This is a genomic window from Rheinheimera riviphila (genome assembly GCF_004005945.1).
In the GTDB taxonomy this organism is placed as follows: Bacteria; Pseudomonadota; Gammaproteobacteria; order Enterobacterales; family Alteromonadaceae; genus Pararheinheimera; species Pararheinheimera riviphila.
Genome location: NZ_SACS01000012.1, coordinates 138909 through 158006, shown reverse-complemented (window position 1 = coordinate 158006; position 19098 = coordinate 138909). Strand labels below are relative to the sequence as shown.

General features: G+C 48.1%; 16 protein-coding genes. 7 read left to right on the top strand and 9 right to left on the bottom strand.

The genetic code is table 11. From position 1 onward, the window contains the following. Nucleotides 1-215: 215 nt before the first annotated feature. From EOE67_RS12485 to EOE67_RS12475, 3 genes are all read right to left on the bottom strand, one after another. Complete coding sequence (locus tag EOE67_RS12485; RefSeq protein ID WP_127699412.1) at nucleotides 216-1031, bottom strand: DUF2971 domain-containing protein; 816 nt, start codon at nucleotides 1029-1031, stop codon at nucleotides 216-218. 100 nt (nucleotides 1032-1131) lie between these two features. Further along, a complete protein-coding gene (locus tag EOE67_RS12480; RefSeq protein WP_127699411.1) occupies nucleotides 1132-1326 on the bottom strand; it encodes a hypothetical protein in 195 nt (64 codons plus the stop codon). Between the two features lie 310 nt (nucleotides 1327-1636). Beyond that, on the bottom strand, nucleotides 1637-2131 hold the full coding sequence (locus EOE67_RS12475) for a DUF1543 domain-containing protein (protein WP_127699410.1): 495 nt from the start codon (nucleotides 2129-2131) through the stop codon (nucleotides 1637-1639). A 277-nt stretch (nucleotides 2132-2408) separates the two neighbouring features. Between EOE67_RS12475 and EOE67_RS12470 the strand changes: the two genes are divergently transcribed. Together EOE67_RS12470 and EOE67_RS12465 are read left to right on the top strand one after the other, a co-directional pair. Next, a complete protein-coding gene (locus EOE67_RS12470; protein ID WP_164852316.1) occupies nucleotides 2409-4808 on the top strand; it encodes a collagenase in 2400 nt (799 codons plus the stop codon). 120 nt (nucleotides 4809-4928) lie between these two features. Continuing rightward, nucleotides 4929-5558: a hypothetical protein gene (locus EOE67_RS12465; protein ID WP_127699408.1), complete on the top strand. Its 630-nt coding sequence runs from the start codon at nucleotides 4929-4931 to the stop codon at nucleotides 5556-5558. Between the two features lie 84 nt (nucleotides 5559-5642). Here the strand turns inward: EOE67_RS12465 and EOE67_RS12460 are convergent, their stop codons facing one another. The 3 genes from EOE67_RS12460 to EOE67_RS12450 all read right to left on the bottom strand — a co-directional run bounded on the left by EOE67_RS12460 (nucleotide 5643) and on the right by EOE67_RS12450 (nucleotide 8868). Continuing rightward, nucleotides 5643-6311, bottom strand: a complete 669-nt coding sequence (locus EOE67_RS12460) for a hypothetical protein (RefSeq protein WP_127699407.1) — start codon at nucleotides 6309-6311, stop codon at nucleotides 5643-5645. Nucleotides 6312-6474: 163 nt separating this feature from the next. Then, nucleotides 6475-8169, bottom strand: a complete 1695-nt coding sequence (locus EOE67_RS12455; RefSeq protein ID WP_127699406.1) for an NAD-dependent malic enzyme — start codon at nucleotides 8167-8169, stop codon at nucleotides 6475-6477. Between the two features lie 270 nt (nucleotides 8170-8439). Then, entirely contained in the window at nucleotides 8440-8868 is a 429-nt protein-coding gene (locus EOE67_RS12450; RefSeq protein ID WP_127699405.1) for an Lrp/AsnC family transcriptional regulator, read from the bottom strand. Nucleotides 8869-9013: 145 nt separating this feature from the next. On the opposite strand from EOE67_RS12450, the gene EOE67_RS12445 reads away from it, so the two are divergent. The 4 genes from EOE67_RS12445 (at nucleotide 9014) to EOE67_RS12430 (ending at nucleotide 13781) form a co-directional block, all read left to right on the top strand. Continuing rightward, nucleotides 9014-10243 carry an aspartate aminotransferase family protein gene (locus EOE67_RS12445; RefSeq protein WP_127699404.1) on the top strand — a complete coding sequence of 410 codons (1230 nt, stop codon included), beginning with the start codon at nucleotides 9014-9016 and terminating at the stop codon, nucleotides 10241-10243. Nucleotides 10244-10361: 118 nt separating this feature from the next. Continuing rightward, nucleotides 10362-11408, top strand: a complete 1047-nt coding sequence (gene astA / locus EOE67_RS12440) for an arginine N-succinyltransferase (protein ID WP_127699403.1) — start codon at nucleotides 10362-10364, stop codon at nucleotides 11406-11408. Then, nucleotides 11405-12874: a succinylglutamate-semialdehyde dehydrogenase gene (astD, locus tag EOE67_RS12435; protein WP_127699402.1), complete on the top strand. Its 1470-nt coding sequence runs from the start codon at nucleotides 11405-11407 to the stop codon at nucleotides 12872-12874. Before astA ends, astD begins: the two co-directional genes overlap by 4 nt. 103 nt (nucleotides 12875-12977) lie before the next feature. Beyond that, complete coding sequence (locus EOE67_RS12430; protein ID WP_127699401.1) at nucleotides 12978-13781, top strand: DUF1338 domain-containing protein; 804 nt, start codon at nucleotides 12978-12980, stop codon at nucleotides 13779-13781. Nucleotides 13782-13801: 20 nt separating this feature from the next. On the opposite strand, the gene EOE67_RS12425 is transcribed toward EOE67_RS12430, so the two are convergent. Next, nucleotides 13802-14410 carry a dienelactone hydrolase family protein gene (locus EOE67_RS12425; protein WP_127699400.1) on the bottom strand — a complete coding sequence of 203 codons (609 nt, stop codon included), beginning with the start codon at nucleotides 14408-14410 and terminating at the stop codon, nucleotides 13802-13804. 40 nt (nucleotides 14411-14450) lie between these two features. Further along, complete coding sequence (locus EOE67_RS12420) at nucleotides 14451-15314, bottom strand: MBL fold metallo-hydrolase (RefSeq protein WP_240652802.1); 864 nt, start codon at nucleotides 15312-15314, stop codon at nucleotides 14451-14453. 195 nt (nucleotides 15315-15509) lie between these two features. Here EOE67_RS12420 and EOE67_RS12415 point away from each other — a divergent pair, with 195 nt between their 5' ends. Continuing rightward, on the top strand, nucleotides 15510-17837 hold the full coding sequence (locus tag EOE67_RS12415) for a methyl-accepting chemotaxis protein (RefSeq protein WP_127699398.1): 2328 nt from the start codon (nucleotides 15510-15512) through the stop codon (nucleotides 17835-17837). A gap of 117 nt (nucleotides 17838-17954) precedes the next feature. Here the strand turns inward: EOE67_RS12415 and EOE67_RS12410 are convergent, their stop codons facing one another. Further along, nucleotides 17955-19040 carry a methyl-accepting chemotaxis protein gene (locus EOE67_RS12410; protein ID WP_164852315.1) on the bottom strand — a complete coding sequence of 362 codons (1086 nt, stop codon included), beginning with the start codon at nucleotides 19038-19040 and terminating at the stop codon, nucleotides 17955-17957. Nucleotides 19041-19098 lie beyond the last annotated feature (58 nt).

Below are 19098 nucleotides of genomic sequence, written 5' to 3'. Positions count from 1 at the left end.
CATCAGATCTTCAGGAGATTTGCAGTCAGCTAACAGCTGATCCAGTAATTGGTCTGTAATTGGCATTCTTTATCCCTTCCAAGGAGTTAGGTAGAATGCCACTTACACAGATTTTTTTACAGACTCAGAGGCAGGGGAAGCTTTGTTTTCTGGCGGCGGCATTGCCGCTTTGGATACCGTAACTTTTGCCACTGCATGGAGTTACAGACCATCCATTATCGATACGAGCCTTTTGATCTCTCAATCAGAACATTATTAAAACCGTTTGCTAGTAGTAAATTTTTCACATCAATTTCTGAGGTTGCATTGTTAGGGCCATGCATTACTGATTTCAAACAATTTGACATGCTTTGACTATCCAACAATACCAGCTCGATAAATGGAATTATTTTTCCTTTGCTGTAGTGATATTTCACAATTCTATGGAACTCACTTAGGGATTCAGAAAGAATTTCAGGTTTTTTAATTACTCTAAATACCCGTAACTCCTTCTCTTCTTTATAAAATGAGTCTTTCAATAGGCCGCATTGCTTAATCAAGTACCGTTGGAAAGCGAATGAATTTAATTTTCCTAAATAAAGTGAATTATTAGATCTAGCCTTAGTGTTGCCGTACGAGAATACTTGCTGTTTCAGATGGTTTCGGTAGGCGTCGGTGTCATAAAAAACATTTTCGAAGGTTAATTCTTCGCTGTGTACCATTTCTCGATTTATAGCTTTTAGGATTTCGGGGTCAATTCCTATCATAAATCCTGTGCCGTTTGATGAATATGCCCGCCACTGACTTAGTAAATCGGAATTGCATGAAAAAGAAAGTGAAAAATATGAGCGGTCTTCTGCGAATGGATCTATTACATCATTCAGTATGTCTGGGTGCTCCTCACGTAAATTTATAATTATTGGTTTAGCGAGAGACACCTCTTGCGGGTCATTGGTATGAGCCAGCTCGGACAAATGCAATGTTTTAGATTGAATTATTTTAAGAAAAGTTTCGGTAGAGCAATAATGATAAACGATGGCATTGTTTTCCATTGCTAATAACCTTAATTTTATTCTGGGTCGTGCGTTTTGAATCTATCTGGCATTTACGTAATATTGTGGAGGATTCTATCAGTTGATGGCCAGAGGCGATCTATTTTGAAACGAAATACCAAATCATCAGACCGAGTAAGCACGCCGAGAGGATGAGAAAATGCAACAACGTGAACTTTAGTTGGTTTGGGGTTTGTTCAGGCAGATCGATTTCACGCGGGTCATTATCAAGCGTTCTAATACCTAACTTTTTCTGATGATGCTCTTTATACCAATCCCTGTCTAATTGTCCCATTTCACGACTCCGGTTAATTCGACGCTACCAAACACCCATAGAATGGACGTAGTGACTTAATTGTCTTAATTATCGTAGCAGCTTAGAATCTTTAACAAAAGCGACAGTTGGCGAGTTGATAACGTCCGAAGGTTCAGTGCAGCGCCCTGATTAATTACTTGAACATGACACCCCATAATGTATATTATGTTAAATAAAACATTATGTAATACACCCGTCAAACACACCCAAGCCTCAATCAACCTATTCTGCTCAAACCAGCAGCCCGTTTTTCGTTAAAACGGACTGATAGCATTTTTGGCGTTTACAGCTAACCCAACACAATATAATCACTCTGCAATTGCATTCCATGATGCGGTCCTGCGATTAGTTTGATGTAACGGCCATCGACTTGCTCAATTGGAATGCAGTCATCGACGTCGAGTAAATTGTCGGTGTGTGGTTGTTGCCATTGGTTGTTAGCGATGGCTTTGCCTTGTTGTTTGGCGCTGATTTTGTCGTTGGCGACGACTAACAAATACAGATGATCTTCACCGAATTGACCTGGATGGTAACCGCCTAAATTGATGAAATATAACCTGGGCTCGTTTGGGCCTGGAGCGACGTCAGTAAAACGGACTTGGTATTCCGCTACGCCATCGATCATCAGCCACGAATCAATATGCATACCAACCGGTGCGCCAAACCATTGCTGGCGCAGCTGCGGATAAATTTGATCCAGCGAATCGCCGCAGGCAAATACCACGTCATGCACTTCAATTTTAGCTTTTGGATGTTTTCCACCCAGCATCACCACAAATAACACAGTCGACTTCCCTATTTCGTTAATTTTCAATGTCTTGCAGAATTTTCATCAAGCCCGTTCTGGCACTCGATCTCAGCTATAGCAGACTCTGTACAGATTTCAGTTAGATGTAAATGTAATTAAAAATTCATCGTTAAGACAAAAATAAACCATGTCGATTATATTGTATACAATATCCCTTGTGTTACTTTAGATAAACCTGCGCAGGTACAGCAACACCTAAAAGTCCGAACACGACCAACAATAAAAACTCAGATCACAGGAAGGAATGTACCAGATGAATGCCAAAAAATCACTGCTGCTACTGATGCTTAGCAGTAGTTATGCTTATGCCGGACAGGATGTGAACATCTCCCATCCGGGGCAATTAACCGAAGATTTTGCCAAGTTACAAATTCATGCGAATCAACATCAGCAAGCCAGCGACAAGCCGGCACAACTTAGTCAGGCCGTACGACCACCTCGTACTTTATCACCGCTAGAATTCGAAAAAGTTCAGGCCAACATTGATGTATTGCAGCATGGTCTTGAACTGGACGCGCAGTGGACGCTGGACGCCAGTAAGCAGTATCAAGCTGTCGCCCAAAGCCCGAGACTTTCGAAAAACCAACAAAGCGCGCAGGCTGCAGCCGCCTGCACTTCCCCTTCCCAACTGCTTGGCCTGCACGGCTCTGCTTTAGTTGAAGCTGTCAGCAATGCGCAGTTAAGCAGCTGTTTATATGGACTTTATAACGCAGGTTTTGTCGGTACAGAGCATTTCACAGACGCTAAAATCCTGACCATCGTCAATGCTATTGTTGACCGTATGGCTGGATTCGATGGTTCCGACGCTTCTGGCGCAGCCGTCATTGAAAAATTAGTCACTTACTTACGCGCTATGCACTGGGCAGAAATTTCTGCTGGTTCGAACCGGGTGTTTCAGACGCAATATCAAAACCAGTTGATTGTCGCTTTTGATGATTACTTTGGTGGTGATCATTTCGTTACTTTTAACGGCACCAATTCTAACGGCGCAGCATCTCGCAATTACATGCTGCGCTACGAAATGCTGATTTTGGTCAACAGCTCCAGAACACCGGCACTGCGTTATTTAGCCAGGTTTAGCCAGGCGATCCAGGGTTATGCCAATACGGTGAATCGCAACAATGACTGGGGCGTCGGTTATGAAGAAAGTGGCATGACCCAGTTGCTGACGCATTATTTTAATCTCGTCAACAATGGTGGCGCAGAGCTGCAACTGCTACTTACCGAGCAGCCAGAAATTGTCACCCGCCTGCGTGATTTTGTGCAGGCCGATGGTTTATGGCTGGTCGGCCATACCCGTGAATATCAATGGAATGATGCAATCAGCGAACTAGGCCGGATGCTGAAAATGGGCGGCGCTATCGCAGCTTCGGTTCGTCCGGCGCTGCAACATATTTTAAGCACCTATAGCTTTGGCGGCAGCGGCTCACAAGGCTGGGTCAATGCGCAAAGCATGGTGAAAAGCTACGACAGCGCCAACTGTGCTTTATATGGCAGCGCCTGTAGTTTTGATTTAGAAAGTACCATTTTGTCGGGCCATCACGTCTGTAGCGATACTTTAAAAGTCCGCTTCCAGGCGCCGATATCGGCGCAGAACCTGACTCAAATCTGTACTTCGCTCAGCAGCAAAGAAGCGCATTTTCATCAAACCTTCTCCACTACAGCGCCGGTCGCCAATGACAATAACGAAGATTTAGAAGTGGTGATTTTCAAATCGTCGACCGACTATCAGAATTTCGCCGGTGACTTTTTTGGCATCAATACCAATAACGGCGGGATGTATTTAGAAGGCACGCCGTCCGATCCGGACAATCAGGCGCGGTTTATTGCCTACCAGGCCACCTGGCTGCAACCGTCTTTTGTGGTCTGGAACCTGGAGCACGAATACATTCACTATCTCGATGGCCGTTACAACCAATGGGGCAGCTTCAGTGATCAGCCAGACAATCTGGTGTGGTGGGGAGAAGGTTTGGCTGAATACTTATCTCAGCCAAACACCAATCCGAACGCGCTGGCCGCAGCACCCAACAAAACTTACGACTTAAGCAACCTGTTCCAAACCACCTATGCCAACAGCAACACTGCCCGCACCTATCACTGGGGTTATTTAGCGGTGCGTTACATGTTTGAACGCAAGCGCGCGGAAATTAACGAGCCGTTGTTGCCAACTTTACGTGCGGCCAAGTATCAGATTTCGGCAGCGCCTTGCAGTTTCGCCTGGGGCTGGCAGGAAAAACCGGTTGCGATCGCCAATAACTGGAGCTGGTTATATGACGACAGCGCCTGGGGTTCAGGCTACTGGGTCTGGACTTGCGGTCAGTCGAATGACGATCTACCACCACCGTTACCAGAGTTTGTCGCTTATCAGGACATTTTAGCGAGCTGGAACACCCGTTTCGACAGTGACTTTAACCAGTGGTTAGATTGCGTGGTAGCGGGTGCCGGCACCTGTGCCGCACAGTTCCGCCCTGCCGATCTGGATAAGAACAATGCGGTCGACAAGCGGGATGTGGACATCTTCAATCAGCGTTTACGCAGCAACACCGGCCTCACCAGTGCACTCGATTTCAACCTTGATACCAAGGTCAATCAGGCGGACGTACAGGCCATGATGAAGCTTTGCGATTTACCGCGTTGCGCTATTGCTCAATAACTAGAGCGGTAAATAGAGCAGTAGATAACGCAGAAAAAATGCGATTTAAATCTTGTGACTGCGCAGTAAAAGCGTGTTGCGCAGTCACTCCGGAACAATACCAATTTAGGAAGTAACTTGATGAATATTCTTAAAAAAGCATTTTTACCTTTAGTGCTGGCAGCTGCCTCGTTACTTTGTGCCGGCCAGGCACAAGCAGCGTTAATCACCATTGAAACAGACAAACAACAGTATCAAGTTGGTGGAAAAGTGACCGCCTTCTTGAAGTTGAGCGACGCCAGTAGCCTGATTAGTGGCTTTTTTCTGGCCATGCAATATCAGAATTCAGCTTTGGCGCTGGTAAACTGGGGTCATGGCAATTCGTTTGACGATGGCTTTGGCTCTTACCAATACAGTGCGCATGATGCTGTAAATGGTAGTCTGGCGCTGGAAGATTACGCCGACTGGGCGGCCGATCAGGCAGTGCTTGCAGCGCTGCAGTTAGGCGGTTTCACCTTAGCGAAAATTGAGTTCACCGCGTTGGCGGCCGGACAATTTAGCTTAAATCTTGATCCATCTTACTTTGGTTTATTAACCTTCAGCGGTGATTTACTGCAACCAGAATGGCTGGATGCCAGTTTTGACGTCATTGCCAAGCCATCGGCAGTGCCTGCTACCCCAGCAGTGGCGCTGATGATTGGTGGATTGTTGTTACTGGGCGCGCAGCGTCGGCAGCAACAGAAATCAGAGGTGAAAGCTGTAGCCAATTGATTGATTTTATTTCAAATTTAAGGGGTCAGAGTTAATAACTCTGACCCCTTGACCACTGACCACTTCAGTATGGATCTGCAGCACTTAATCCGCAGCTTTCATCGCCTTCAACGACTTGACCGAAAATGACTTGTGGAAAAACATGCCATTGTTACAGTCCTTCGTTGTCTGTTCACCGGGGCTGATCACCCGCATTTGATCGTAGCTACCGGCCGGCGTGTCTTTAGCAAGCAAAGCAGTAAATTGATCGGCAATAACACCAATCTGCTCGCCATTGGCCGAAACGGCTGCAATATCAGGTTCAAAACTATCCACAATGGCACTGATTTGCTGGCTCAATTCGGCCTGCGTTTCCAGTAACACCGGATCAGGTTCGCCGTGTTGTGCTTGTTGTTCAATTTGCGCCGACATCGACTCTAATAACTTCGTCTGAGATTCAAGCTGCTGCTCCATCAGGTCCAGCGGCGCCTGCAATGCCGTCATATTTTGCTCGGCACTTTTAAGTTGTTGATACAACGCAATTTCTTCACTGCTAAGTGCACGTTGTTTGACGAATTCACAGTTTTTTAGAATTTGCAGTTGATAGTCGTTACTGGCTGAAGTTGTTGTAGTCACTGGTGCTGAGGTTGTTAATGGTGTTGACGGCGTCGCGGCTTGTGAACTGACAGCCTGGCTACAAGCGGTGGTTACGAGGACTAACACCAGACTAAGACCAAGATTTTTTTTAAATTGCGGGGTGATTTTTAACATCATGACCATGCTCCTGAAAATGTGGGTTCAGGCAAATAGTCGATCACGAGCAGAAAAAAGTTGTACCAATTCGGAAAAATATGTCGAAAATTTTCAGCAGCGGGTTTCAGGTGAAACCCGCTGCTGAATGACAGATCAGCAACGATAGTTCAATGGCTACAGCGGCTTAACCGCTGACGCGTTTATAGTGCCGGTATTCCGGTTTCCAGAAGTTTGCATCAATTTTACGCAGCAGTGCCGCATCATCCAATTCCAGCGCATAACCCTGACGCATCGCAACTTTGGCCACTTCAAAGGCGATTTTCTTTGAAAGTTCAGCAAGTTGGGTCAGCGGTGGCAAAATGCCGCCTTCGCCGGTATTGGCAAGTGGCGATGCTGCAGCCAGCGTTTCACTGGCCACCCGCAACATATCATCGCTGATGCGCTGCGCTTTGACTGCCAACACGCCCAAACCGATACCAGGGAAAATATAACTGTTGTTACATTGGGCTACCGGATAGGTTTTACCTTTGTACTCAATCGGTTTAAATGGGCTGCCGGTGGCGATAATCACCTGGCCATCGGTCCATTCGATAATTTTTTCCGGCCTTGCTTCAATTTGTTTAATCGGGTTACTGAGCGGCATGATGATTGGAAGCTTACAGTTTTTCTTCATCGCTTTGATCACAGCTTCGGTGAATAGCCCCGCGACACCAGACACACCAATTAAAATATCGGGCTTGGCGCAGTTCATTACATCACGCAACGAGGCGTAATCGCCGCTAAATGACCAGTCGGCAATGCTGTTTTTGTGCTGCACCAATACCTGCTGGAAATCACGTAAATCGGCCATGCCTTCGGTCAACAAACCAAAACGGTCGACCATAAACACCTGGCTACGCGCCTGGGCGTCGGTTAAACCTTCTGACACCATCTGGCTGATCACCTGTTCAGCAATACCACAACCGGCGGAACCAGCGCCAACAAACACCACTTTCTGGTTAGAAAGCTTCTCGCCTTTACTGCGACAGGCTGCCAGTAAAGTGCCGACTGTCACCGCGGCAGTGCCTTGAATATCATCATTAAAACAGCAGATTTGGTCTCGATAGCGTTTTAATAGCGGCATGGCGTTCGGCTGCGCGAAATCTTCAAATTGCACCATCGCCTCCGGCCAACGGCGTTTCACCGCTTTAATAAACTGATCAACAAATTCGTAGTAGTCATCACCGCTGATCCGACGATGGCGATTGCCCATGTAGTATGGGTCGTTGAGCAGTTTTTCATTGTTGGTACCAACATCCAGGCAGACCGGCAAGGTATAAGCTGGGCTGATGCCGCCACAGGCGGTGTATAACGACAGTTTTCCGATGGAAATGCCCATACCGCCAATACCCTGGTCACCCAAGCCAAGTACCCGCTCGCCGTCCGTGACGACAATCACTTTAACTTTTTTCTTAGTGGCGCTGCGTAACACATCATCGAGCTGGTCACGGTCACTGTAGGAAATAAATAAACCACGGGCGCTGCGGTAAATATCAGAGAACCGCTCACAGGCGTCGCCAACCGTTGGGGTGTAGATAATCGGCAGCATTTCTTCTAAATGGTTTTGTAATAAGCGGTGAAACAACGTTTCGTTGTTGTCCTGTACCACCCGCAAATAAATATGTTTATTGATTGGCTCTTCAAACGACGAATACTGCATATAAGCACGGGCTGCTTGTTCTTCAATCGTTTCATAACGCGGTGGTAACAACCCTGTCAGGTTAAAGGCCGCCCGCTCTTCGCGACTGAATGCGCTGCCTTTATTTAATAACGGAGTTTCCAGCAACGCCGGACCGGCGTAATGAGTATACAAAGGGGTATTTTGCTCTGACTGACGCATAAAATTCCTGAAAAATCGGCCAAATGGCACAGAAGTGTGTGGATTTTACCTGTGTTGCTGATGGTAGTAAAATTTCATGCAACTGGTTGGACTAGCCACAATTTCGCAACAAAAGCCTTGTTATGTGGTTTTATTACAGCTTTTGGTGCTGCAATCGACCGCAGGGCGCGACTCAGCCGCAGGCTAGTCCGTCATAAAGTCCGGCGTACTGCCGCTGACGCGGCGAGTAGCGCCCGACCAAAGACAAGTACTTTGGTGGTTGTTTTACGGTCACCGCTTAAATTTGGTTTCCAGCACCACCGCAGAAGTCGTGCGCTCGACTCCGTCTAAATTGCCAATATCATCCAGCAAATGACTGAGCTGCTCGGTGCTTTGCGCCTGGACCACGGCAATTAAATCGTATTCGCCGCTAATGGCATACAGCTCGCTGATTTGCGGGATTTGCTTTAATTCGACATTGGTTTTGGTAGTCAGTTTTTGTTTCACTTTGATCGATACATGTGCCGACACCAAAGTACTGACAAATTTTTGACCATATTCAACTACATAGCCTTTGATAACGCCGGTTTGCTCCAACCGGTCGATGCGTGTTTGCACCGTCGATCGCGACAAATTAAGCATTCTGGCGAGATCGGAAATGCTGGTGCGGGCATTGGCGCGCAGCATAGAAAGTAAACGTTCGTCTTCTTTACTTAGCATTTTGCTTGTTACTCACGTCATTCTGCTAAAACAAAAACATATATTGCTAATAATGCTACTGCATTTTGTGGGAGTTGCCCAATATAATAGAGGAAATCCCTTAAAAACCGCGTCGCCGGTTATCTTGTTAATCCAGAGGTTGCACATGCAAGTCAGCAGAAGTTTATTCGATGAAGTGATGGTCCCAAATTACGCCCCGTCGCCAATAGTGCCGGTTCGCGGTGAAGGTTCCAGATTGTGGGATCAACAAGGCCGTGAGTTTATCGATTTCGCCGGCGGCATCGCGGTAAACTGCCTTGGCCACTGCCACCCGGCATTAGTGAAAGCTTTAACCGAACAAGCCAATAAACTTTGGCATTTATCCAACACCATGACCAACGAACCAGCCTTAATGTTGGCAAAACGTTTAGTCGACAACACCTTCGCTGACAAAGTCTATTTCGCCAACTCAGGCGCCGAAGCCAACGAAGCGGCACTGAAGTTAGTGCGCCGCGTCGCGTTAAATAACTACGGTCCGGAAAAAACCCAAATCATCGCCTTTAAACAAGGTTTCCACGGCCGTACGCTGTTTACGGTATCTGTGGGTGGTCAGCCTGCATATTCAGACGGTTTTGGTCCAAAACCTGCCGATATTGACCATGCTGAATACAACAACCTCGACAGCTTAAAAGCACTGATCTCCGACAAAACCTGCGCCGTGGTGTTAGAGCCGCTGCAAGGCGAAGGCGGCATCATTAGCCCGACGGTTGAATTTATTCAGGGTGTGCGCGCGCTGTGTAACCAACACAATGCGTTATTAGTCTTTGATGAAGTGCAATCTGGGGTTGGCCGTACCGGTGATTTATACGCTTACATGGGTTTAGGTGTAGTTCCTGATGTACTGACTACTGCCAAAGCTTTAGGCGGCGGTTTCCCGATTGGCGCCATGCTGACCACCAACGATATTGCCAAACATTTAGTGGTCGGCACTCACGGTAGCACGTACGGCGGCAACCCGCTGGCCTGCGCCGTTGGTTTAGCTGCCTTTGATACGGTCAACACGCCGGAAGTATTAAATGGCGTCAAAGTACGCGAACAACTGTTCCGTGACGGCTTAAACGCTATCAATGCTAAATACCAGGTATTCAGTGAAATTCGCGGTAAAGGTTTATTGTTAGGCGCAGCGTTAAGCGCTGATTACGCCGGAAAATCCCGTGATTTTATGCTGGCTGCCGCTGAGCAAGGTTTATTGGTGCTGATGGCCGGTTATAACGTGGTGCGTTTTGCACCATCGTTAATTATCCCGGAAGCGGATATCAAAGCCGGTTTAGAACGGTTTGAAGCGGCGATTGCCAAGCTGGTTGCAGCAACTGCTGCTGCGAAAAACGCCGGTTAATCGCTGCTGTTAATACGAGCAAGGGTAGCAGCTACATCGCTACCTTTTGACAATGCTGGTGGCAGTGAAGCCATCAGCATTTTTGTTTCCTGTTTTGTGTTTATTTGGAAGATACCAGATGTTATTGATCCGCCCGATCCAACAGTCGGACTACCCGGCCCTGATGCAAATCGCCGCCGAATCAGGCGCTGGTTTTACCTCGTTGCCGGTAAATGAGCAAAAACTCAAACAAAAAATTGCCCATTCCGAGCACAGCTTTGCCGTCGAGACCGATAAACCTGGTAACCAGGGTTATCTGTTTGTGCTGGAAGATACCGAAAGCGGTGAAATTCTGGGGACTTCCGGAATTGAAGCTTCGGTTGGGTTAAGTACCCCGCTCTACCATTTTCACCAAAGTACCGTGGTTCATCACTCGAACGAGCTGAATGTATTTAATCCGGTCGAAGTGCTGACCATGTGTAACGATTACACCGGCGTTTCTGAAATCTGTACCTTATTTTTGCGCGAGCCGTTTCGCAATGGCTTAAATGGCCGGTTTTTATCCAAGGTGCGGTTTTTGTTTATGGCCGAGCAGCCAAAGCGTTTTGCCAAATTGGTGATCGCCGAAATGCGTGGTGTCGCCGACGACAACGCCCTGCCGCCATTCTGGCAATGGTTGCAAACCTATTTTTTCAGCATCGACTTCCCTACTGCCGACCATATGATTGGTGTGGGCAATAAAGGCTTTATCGCTGATTTGATGCCACGTCATCCAATTTACGTCAGCTTGCTCCCTGCTTCTGCGCAGCAAGTAATTGGCGAAGTGCATGAAAACACCAAACCAGCGCTGAAACTGCTGGAAAACGAAGGTTTTATACATCGTGGTTATGTTGATTTATTTGATGCTGGCCCTACGGTTGAAGCACAGCTGAAACAAATTAAGTCGGTCCGGCAGAGTCATCGGGTGAAAGTGGTGATTGAGGCTGACACCGCTGTCCGCAAAGGTGTGAATCAGCTGGCAGTGTGTAACTGCGAAACGCTGAATTTCCGCGCTACTTTTACTGATGATTGCCGTTTTGACAGCGAGCGTAATGCGTTATTAATCAGCCCTGCTGCAGCGGACGCGTTAAAAGTTGCTGATGGTGATTTTGTTCGTTATTTAAATTTAGATAAGGGTGCCAAATGAGTCAGGCAACGCAATTCATTCAAGGGCAATGGCAAGCCGGTGCTGGTGCGCCATTTAACTCAATTAACCCTGCCAATGGCGCCATCGTGTGGCAAGGCCACAGTGCCGACGCCCTGCAAGTGGATGCCGCCATTCAGGCTGCACGCAAAGCTTTTATCGACTGGTCACAATGGCCATTGTCGGAACGGATTAACGTGGTACAAGCTTTTGCTGATCAGTTAAAAGAACATGCTGAGGCGATGGCAGTATTGATTGCCGAAGAAACCGGTAAAGCGTTGTGGGAAAGCCGCACTGAAGTGGCAGCAATGACCGGCAAAATTGCGATTTCGATCAAAGCTCACGCCGAGCGTACCGGCACCGTCGAAAACCCGATGCCAGGTGCTAAAGCTTATATCCGGCATAAACCGCACGGTGTGGTGGCGGTGTTTGGTCCTTACAATTTTCCGGGGCATTTACCAAACGGCCACATCGTTCCAGCCATTATTGCTGGTAACGCGGTACTGTTTAAGCCGTCGGAACTGACACCAAAAGTTGCTGAATTTACAGTGAAACTATGGCAACAGGCTGGTATTCCGGCTGGTGTTATCAGTTTGCTGCAAGGCGAAGTGGCGACTGGCAAAGCACTGGCCAGTCATCCTGGTATTGACGGCTTATTCTTTACTGGCAGCTCCAATACCGGTCACTTTTTGCATCAGCAATTTGCCGGTCAGCCTGGCAAAATCCTGGCGCTGGAAATGGGCGGTAATAACCCCCTGCTCGTGAAAAACGTCGGCAATATTGACGCTGCGGTACACGACATTATTCAATCGGCATTTTTAAGCAGTGGCCAACGTTGTACCTGTGCCCGCCGCTTGTTTCTGGAAAGTTCTGCCAATGGCGATGCTATTTTAGCGAAGCTGATCCAGGCCAGCCGTAATATCCGGGTTGCCGAGCCTTTTGCCACTGAGCAGCCATTTTATGGTGCAATGATTAGCGAAAAAGCCGCGCTGGGCATGGTCAAAGCCCAGGCTGATATTCAGGCTGCTGGTGGTATTTCGTTGCTGGAACTGACCCATATTCAGCCGGGTACTGGTTTTGTCACGCCTGGTATTATTGATGTCACTGACGCTGCGCCTTTACCGGATGAAGAACACTTTGGGCCATTACTTAAAGTCTATCGCTACACCGATTTTGATGCGGCGATTGCTGAAGCTAATAACACAGCGTATGGCTTGTCAGCCGGTTTATTGGCCGATGACGCCAGCGATTATCAGTACTTCTTTGCCCGTATTCGTGCCGGTATCGTCAACTGGAACAAGCCAATTACCGGCGCATCCAGCGCTGCACCTTTTGGCGGCATCGGGAAAAGTGGTAACCACCGCGCCAGCGCATATTATGCTGCCGATTATTGCGCCTATCCGGTGGCTTCCGTAGAAGCTGATGCGATTTCGCTGCCGGCAACGCTGAATCCGGGTCTGACGATTTAATTTGTAGGGGGCTGAGTGCTCTGATCCAGAAGTGCTCAGCCGCCAGAAGTATTTGTTTTTACCAATTTTCTATTACATCTAGCTGTTTTATATAGGATTGATCATGCATACCAACGTCAACGAACTTTTTGCCAAACTGTGGGAAAACTACCTGACTGTCACCCCATCGGCAGAAAAAATTCATGCGCTGCTCGGCTCGTCGCAACAGGACGATGTGGTGAACGACCATATCGCACTGCGGACTTTTAATCTGCCGCAAATTGGCCTGGACAAACTGGCCGCGCATTTTCTGGCTTTGGGTTATGTCGAAGGTGGTGAATATCACTTTGAGTCGAAAAAACTATACGCCAAACATTATGAACACCCGGATGCCAATGTTCCTAAAGTGTTTATTTCGGAATTATTGCTGGAAAAGTGCTCGCCTGAACTGCAAAAAATTATCACCGATTTAGTGGCACAGCTGGATCCTAGCGTGACCACCGCGGATAATTTCCTGTACTCAGGCCGGCACTGGGATATTGATCAGGCGACTTATCAAACGCTGTTGACTGAAAGTGAATATGCTGCCTGGACTGCGGTCTGGGGCTTTCGCGCCAATCACTTCACCGTATCGGTGAATGCTTTAAGCAATTTCGAAACTTTAGATTCAGTCAATCAAGTGCTAAAAAAAGCCGGTTTTGCGCTGAATACTTCAGGCGGCGAAATTAAAGGCAGCAAGGATGTATTGCTAAAACAATCGTCTACTTTAGCCGACGAAGCACCGGTCGAATTTACTGATGGTACAGCGCTGATCCCAAGCTGTTTCTACGAGTTCGCCCGTCGTTTCCCAACGGCTGATGGCAGTTTGTATCGGGGTTTTGTTGCAGCTTCGGCGGATAAAATTTTCGAAAGTACGAATTCTCGTTAAGCTGCCTGCTAAGGATCTCGTTAAGTAACTTTAACTACACAGCTCATCTTTGCAATCAGCCAGTGTTGATAATCGCTGGCTGCTTTGTGGTTAAAACCTTTGGAATACGGATTGATAAACCCATGTTCGAAGTGCGTCAGCACACTGGATACCAGTGGCCGCTGCGCTAGTTGTTGGTGTAGTTGTTGGTGAAGTTGCGCCACATCAAAATGGGTTTCTTGCGTCCAAATCAATGTTGTGCTGACCAGCGGTGTTAACTCAGCGTGATGCCGGATTTGCCCGCCATAAAACGCAAACAGCTGCTGTAACCCGGGTTGTGGTGAGGCTGCCAATTGCCATAAAGCAGCAGCGCCGGCACTAAAGCCGATGGCGACAAAAGGCTCTTGCTGTAATTGCAAGCGCTGTTGCAGTTTTTCGACATAAGCGCTGAGACCACCCTGCGCTAAAAACTGCTGATAAACTAACTCGTCTGCAGCACCTGCTGCTGGGGCTACCAATTCTTTAGCTAATGGCGTTTTATAAGGCGATACCAGTTCCAGCATGCCACCACTCGCCTGTACTATCGGCGCCAGCCAGACCTGCAGTTCCGGCGTATCCCCAAAAATGTCGGTAGCGACAAATAACTTCATTGACCTCTACCCCTCAAACTTTCAGCCACTTACAGCATGATCAAAACCGGTTTAACGGCAACTTCAGATATTGCACGCCATTATCTTCAACTGGCGGAAATTGTCCGGCCCGCATATTGACCTGCACCGCTGGCAACATCAGTTTTGGCATCGATAACGTAGCATCCCGTTGCTCGCGCATCTGCACAAATTCGGCCTGACTCACGCCCTGATGCAAATGGATATTGGCAGAAATTTGCGCGCCAATGGTCGTTTGAAAACAGAATTCATTGCGCCCTGCTGCTTTGTAATCGTGACAGAGGAACATCCGGGTTTCTTTGGGTAACTGAAATAGTCGCTGTGCGGACTGGTATAAAACTTCAGCGCTGCCGCCCGGGAAATCACAACGGGCACTGCCGTAATCCGGCATAAACAAAGTATCACCAACAAACACCGCATCACCAATCAAATACGACACACAAGCCGGCGTATGACCCGGCGTATGTAGCACCTCAATCGTTAGTTCACCCAACGCCAACTGTTCGTGATCATTCAGCAACAGGTCAAACTGGCTGCCATCCCGGCAAAACTCCGGTTCAGCATGAAACACTTCGGCGAAAACCTGTTGCACCTGGGTGATCTGACGGCCAATCGCCGTGCTGCCACCGAGTTGCTGTTTTAAAAATGGCGCTGCGGATAAATGATCGGCATGAACATGAGTTTCCAAAATCCAGGTTAACGTTAGCTGCTGCTGCGTTAGATAATTGATGATTTGCTTGATGCCATGCGTGGCGGTCCGGCAAGCCGCGGCATCAAAATTCAACACCGGATCAATCACCGCCGCCTTTTTTGTTTGCTGGCAATACACCACATAGCTGTAGGTGTTTGAATCTGAATCAAAAAATTCCTGAATTACCGGTGTCATCATTCACCCTGCCTGCACAATTTTTCAAACTATAGCAAAGCTTATAAAGAACCAAAAGAGCTAAGCATATGTCGATTAGTTATTACCAGTGTGACTTTAATTTAAATGGACATCTAAACTGCCGCCTTGTAATAAATTTGTCATGGGAACTTACTAAGCTGCGCCGGTCTTTAAACTGTTGTCCTTTGAGGTTGTATGAAGATTGCACAAAAGTTAATGTTGACCATGGCCGCAGCTATGTTGTTAGGTGTCGTCAGCGCCGTGAGCGTCACAGCCTATCTGGCGCAAGACAAAGCACAACAAGCGTTATTAACCGCCGTCGAACAACAATTTACCGCAGTGGCCAAAGGCCGTGAACAAGCTTTAACCTTATTTATCAACAGCCAACGTGATTTATTACTGAGTCTTGCTAAAAACCGCACCACCCAGGATGCGCTTTATGCAATGGAACGTCCCTTTTCTTCTTATCGCTACGAAGTGGCAAACCCGGGCGAACAAGCGCTGAAAGCCGGCATGTTGCAATGGTATCAACAAAAATATCAATCTTATGCCAACAGTATTAATCCTACTCTGCAGCTGCCGTTTGATAAATGGCTAAAAAGCGCCAGTCAGGAAACCTTGTTATTACAACATTATTACTTGCAAACCAACGAGCATACGCCGGACAAACTCAGCGCATTAACCGATCGCGCTGATGGCTCGGTGTATGGCCAGCAGCATAAAAAGTATCATCAGAGTTTTCTGGAAGTCACCCAAAGGTACCAGCTACAAGAGCTGTATCTGGTGGAAGCCAAAGGCCTGAATGTGGTGTATTCAGTGGCGAAAAGTCCGGTTTTTGCCACTTCGTTAAAAGATGGTGCATTTGCCAGTACTGCTCTGGCAGCTACGGTGAAACAGGTGCTGGCTAAACCACAACAACAATGGCTGGTCTCTAAGCCAACCGCCTTTGCCGGCTATTTTGAACAACAAGTGCTGTTTATGGTGGCGCCGGTGTTTAATTCGTTATCGGGATCCGATCTGCCGATTGGTGCTTTAGTGCTGCAACTACCGGTGCAGGCGCTGACGGATTTAACCACCAATCAACAACGCTGGGCCGACATTGGGCTTGGCCACAGCGGTGAAAGTTACCTGGTTGGCAATAACCATTTGCTGGTCAGCGCTTTACGGCCACAACTGAGTAACAGCAACGAATTTTATGGCAAATACCCGGATATCGGCGCCGTTGCCGATCACTATGGCTTGTCGGGCAAACTCAAACTGCAAAGTGCCGAAGTAAACGCCGCCTTACAAGGTAAGTCCGGACATACTGAAACGGTTGATTATCGAGGCATTCCGGTGCTACTCAATTACCAACCTGTGCAGATTGGCGGCGATACCTATGCTCTGATCACTCAACAAGACAAAAGTGAAGCTTATGCCGCGTTGGCTGAACTTGGTAGCAATATTCTTTGGTTTAGTGTATTCACAGTGCTGCTGCTGAGCCTCTGTGCTTTAGGTTTCGCTTATCGGTTTGGCCGGGCTATTGCGGCACCAATGGCCAATTTGTCCGGCCAACTCGCTACCGCGGCCAGCAATCATGACTTGTCGTTGCATTTCGCTGAGCAAGGTGAATTTGAAATCAAAGCCATGGCCAGCGGCTTAAATCAGTTATTTGGTAAGTTGTCGGCGCTACTGCAACAAATGCTGGCGGCCAGTGCCAGTAATCATCAGCAGTCCGGCGCGCAGCTGTTGATTAGCCAGCAGTGTAAAGATGATGTCCATCAGCAAAAAAGTGCCTTGCTGCAGTTACAACAGGTGGCGGTACAGAGCCAGCAGGCGCAGCAACAGATGCAGCTGCAATTACAACAAGCGGCGAGCGCTGCGACCGTCGCCAATACCGGATCGGCCGCTGGTCAACAGCAAGTGTTACAACTGACTGATTTTATTCGCCATCTGGCCACACAGGTCGAGCATTCCACGCACAGCATGGGATCGTTGCAGCTGGCCGCCAACGATATCGTCCAGGTGCTGGATACGATCCGGGGCGTGGCAGAACAAACCAATTTGCTGGCATTGAATGCCGCCATCGAAGCCGCCCGCGCCGGCGAGCATGGCCGCGGTTTTGCGGTGGTGGCAGACGAAGTGCGTCGGCTTTCGGCCGGTACTGAGCTTGCGACCAAGGAAATCCAGTTGATGCTAGACCGTTTAAGTCTCTCGGTGAAAAACACCACCGCCGGGCTGGAGCAAGAGCAGCAAACGGCCCGCGATTGTCTGGACAAAGCATTGCATACCGAACAAGCGCTGACACAAACCCGCGACGCCATCGCGCTGATTGTTGATGCCAGTGCGATGATTGCCAGGCTCAGTGATGCCGAAGTACTGCGCAGCAGCGAGATCAGCGCCGCTCTGGATGATATTAACCACAGCGCCAGCGCTACTGATTTAGCGATGACCGAACTTGCCACCCAGGCCTATCAACAGCAACAACTCAGCAGTCAACTGCAGCAAAGTGCCAAACTGCTCAAATTAAGCGACGCCTTATAATGGAAATCAATGCACTGCTAAAGATGTTATTGGAAGTGGAATAAACAGCGACCGATCAACACAAACAAAAAAGCCTGAGTTTGATGACTCAGGCTTTTTACGCGTCAAGCTAAGATTTCAGGCGCTTAATACGTCTTGCTGCAATCTGGCGATCGCCTGCACCACTTGTTGACTACTTTGTTCCAGTTGATTCAAAGCCCGGTTAAAACCGGCACTGTCCTGATTCTGACGTGCTGCGAAGGCCGCTTTTGCCGCTTCATGCACACCACGGTGTGGTTGCTCGATGCTGCGGAAACTTTGCAGCTGGCCATAATGCTTATAACCGTAACCACTGCTGGTGCACCAGTTATTGTACTTTTTCTCAGCATGAGAAGCTGGTAACGGCTGTTCCGACGATAACGCCTGATAAACCAGCGCTTTAAAACTGGCGTAATCCAGCTTTAAGCCATTCAGATAAGTCAGCGTCGTCGTGCTGCGGATCAGCTTTTTCATCGCTTCTGAGCGATCAATCACCTGGCTGACCACGGTATCAATCTGTTTTGATGATAGCGCCACATCGGCCGCGCTTTGCTGGCTTTGCGACACCATTGCTTTGATATTATTGGTTTGTTCAATCACTTTTCGGATCAAACTTTCAATTTGTTTACTGGCTTCGTTGGCTTTTTTAGCGAGTTGTCGTACTTCATCGGCGACCACTGCAAAACCACGTCCTGCTTCCCCGGCACGCGCTGCTTCAATCGCCGCGTTCAGCGCCAGCAAGTTCGTTTGATCGGAAATTTCCTGAATACTGGAAATTAACTGGGTAATCGAACTCGCGGTGCCATCCAGCACATTTGCCGTATCGGCGCTTTGATTGGCGTGTTCGGTGATGTGAACAGCGCGGGTTTCCAGCGTGCGGATCGCAGATTGGGTTTGACCGAAAATATCTTCCAGTTTCGCCAGCGCCGTGCGCTCATCAATCAGGTTGCCGGCCAGTTCGTTTACCGTATCCTGGATCATGGTCAGCGTTTCAGCACCTTGCTGTTGCACGGTATTGAGTTGCTGCGCGGTCTGTAACTCTAATGTCAGCAGCTGTTGGTGCTGATGCATTTCCGCAACTTCGTGCTGATGTTGTTGTTTATTGGCATGGAGCTGTTGTTGTGAGTCTTTAAGTTGTTGTCTTAGTTCTTCATTTTCTTTTTTTAGCGCACCGTTAAAAAACATAACTCCCCCTGGAACATCTAACTGTTGCTCCATCCTAAGCGATGCTGAATACCGAATG

Bases quoted from the DNA above. Each gene is read 5' to 3' on its own strand.
- EOE67_RS12445 (WP_127699404.1), top strand. From the start codon at position 9,014: ATGCAAGTCAGCAGAAGTTTATTCGATGAAGTGATGGTCCCAAATTAC.
- EOE67_RS12460 (WP_127699407.1), bottom strand. From the start codon at position 6,311: ATGATGTTAAAAATCACCCCGCAATTTAAAAAAAATCTTGGTCTTAGT.
- EOE67_RS12415 (WP_127699398.1), top strand. From the start codon at position 15,510: ATGAAGATTGCACAAAAGTTAATGTTGACCATGGCCGCAGCTATGTTG.
- EOE67_RS12410 (WP_164852315.1), bottom strand. From the start codon at position 19,040: ATGTTTTTTAACGGTGCGCTAAAAAAAGAAAATGAAGAACTAAGACAA.
- EOE67_RS12420 (WP_240652802.1), bottom strand. From the start codon at position 15,314: ATGACACCGGTAATTCAGGAATTTTTTGATTCAGATTCAAACACCTAC.
- EOE67_RS12455 (WP_127699406.1), bottom strand. From the start codon at position 8,169: ATGCGTCAGTCAGAGCAAAATACCCCTTTGTATACTCATTACGCCGGT.
- EOE67_RS12425 (WP_127699400.1), bottom strand. From the start codon at position 14,410: ATGAAGTTATTTGTCGCTACCGACATTTTTGGGGATACGCCGGAACTG.
- EOE67_RS12450 (WP_127699405.1), bottom strand. From the start codon at position 8,868: ATGCTAAGTAAAGAAGACGAACGTTTACTTTCTATGCTGCGCGCCAAT.
- astA (WP_127699403.1), top strand. From the start codon at position 10,362: ATGTTATTGATCCGCCCGATCCAACAGTCGGACTACCCGGCCCTGATG.
- EOE67_RS12485 (WP_127699412.1), bottom strand. From the start codon at position 1,031: ATGGAAAACAATGCCATCGTTTATCATTATTGCTCTACCGAAACTTTT.
- EOE67_RS12470 (WP_164852316.1), top strand. From the start codon at position 2,409: ATGAATGCCAAAAAATCACTGCTGCTACTGATGCTTAGCAGTAGTTAT.
- astD (WP_127699402.1), top strand. From the start codon at position 11,405: ATGAGTCAGGCAACGCAATTCATTCAAGGGCAATGGCAAGCCGGTGCT.
- EOE67_RS12480 (WP_127699411.1), bottom strand. From the start codon at position 1,326: ATGGGACAATTAGACAGGGATTGGTATAAAGAGCATCATCAGAAAAAG.
- EOE67_RS12465 (WP_127699408.1), top strand. From the start codon at position 4,929: ATGAATATTCTTAAAAAAGCATTTTTACCTTTAGTGCTGGCAGCTGCC.
- EOE67_RS12430 (WP_127699401.1), top strand. From the start codon at position 12,978: ATGCATACCAACGTCAACGAACTTTTTGCCAAACTGTGGGAAAACTAC.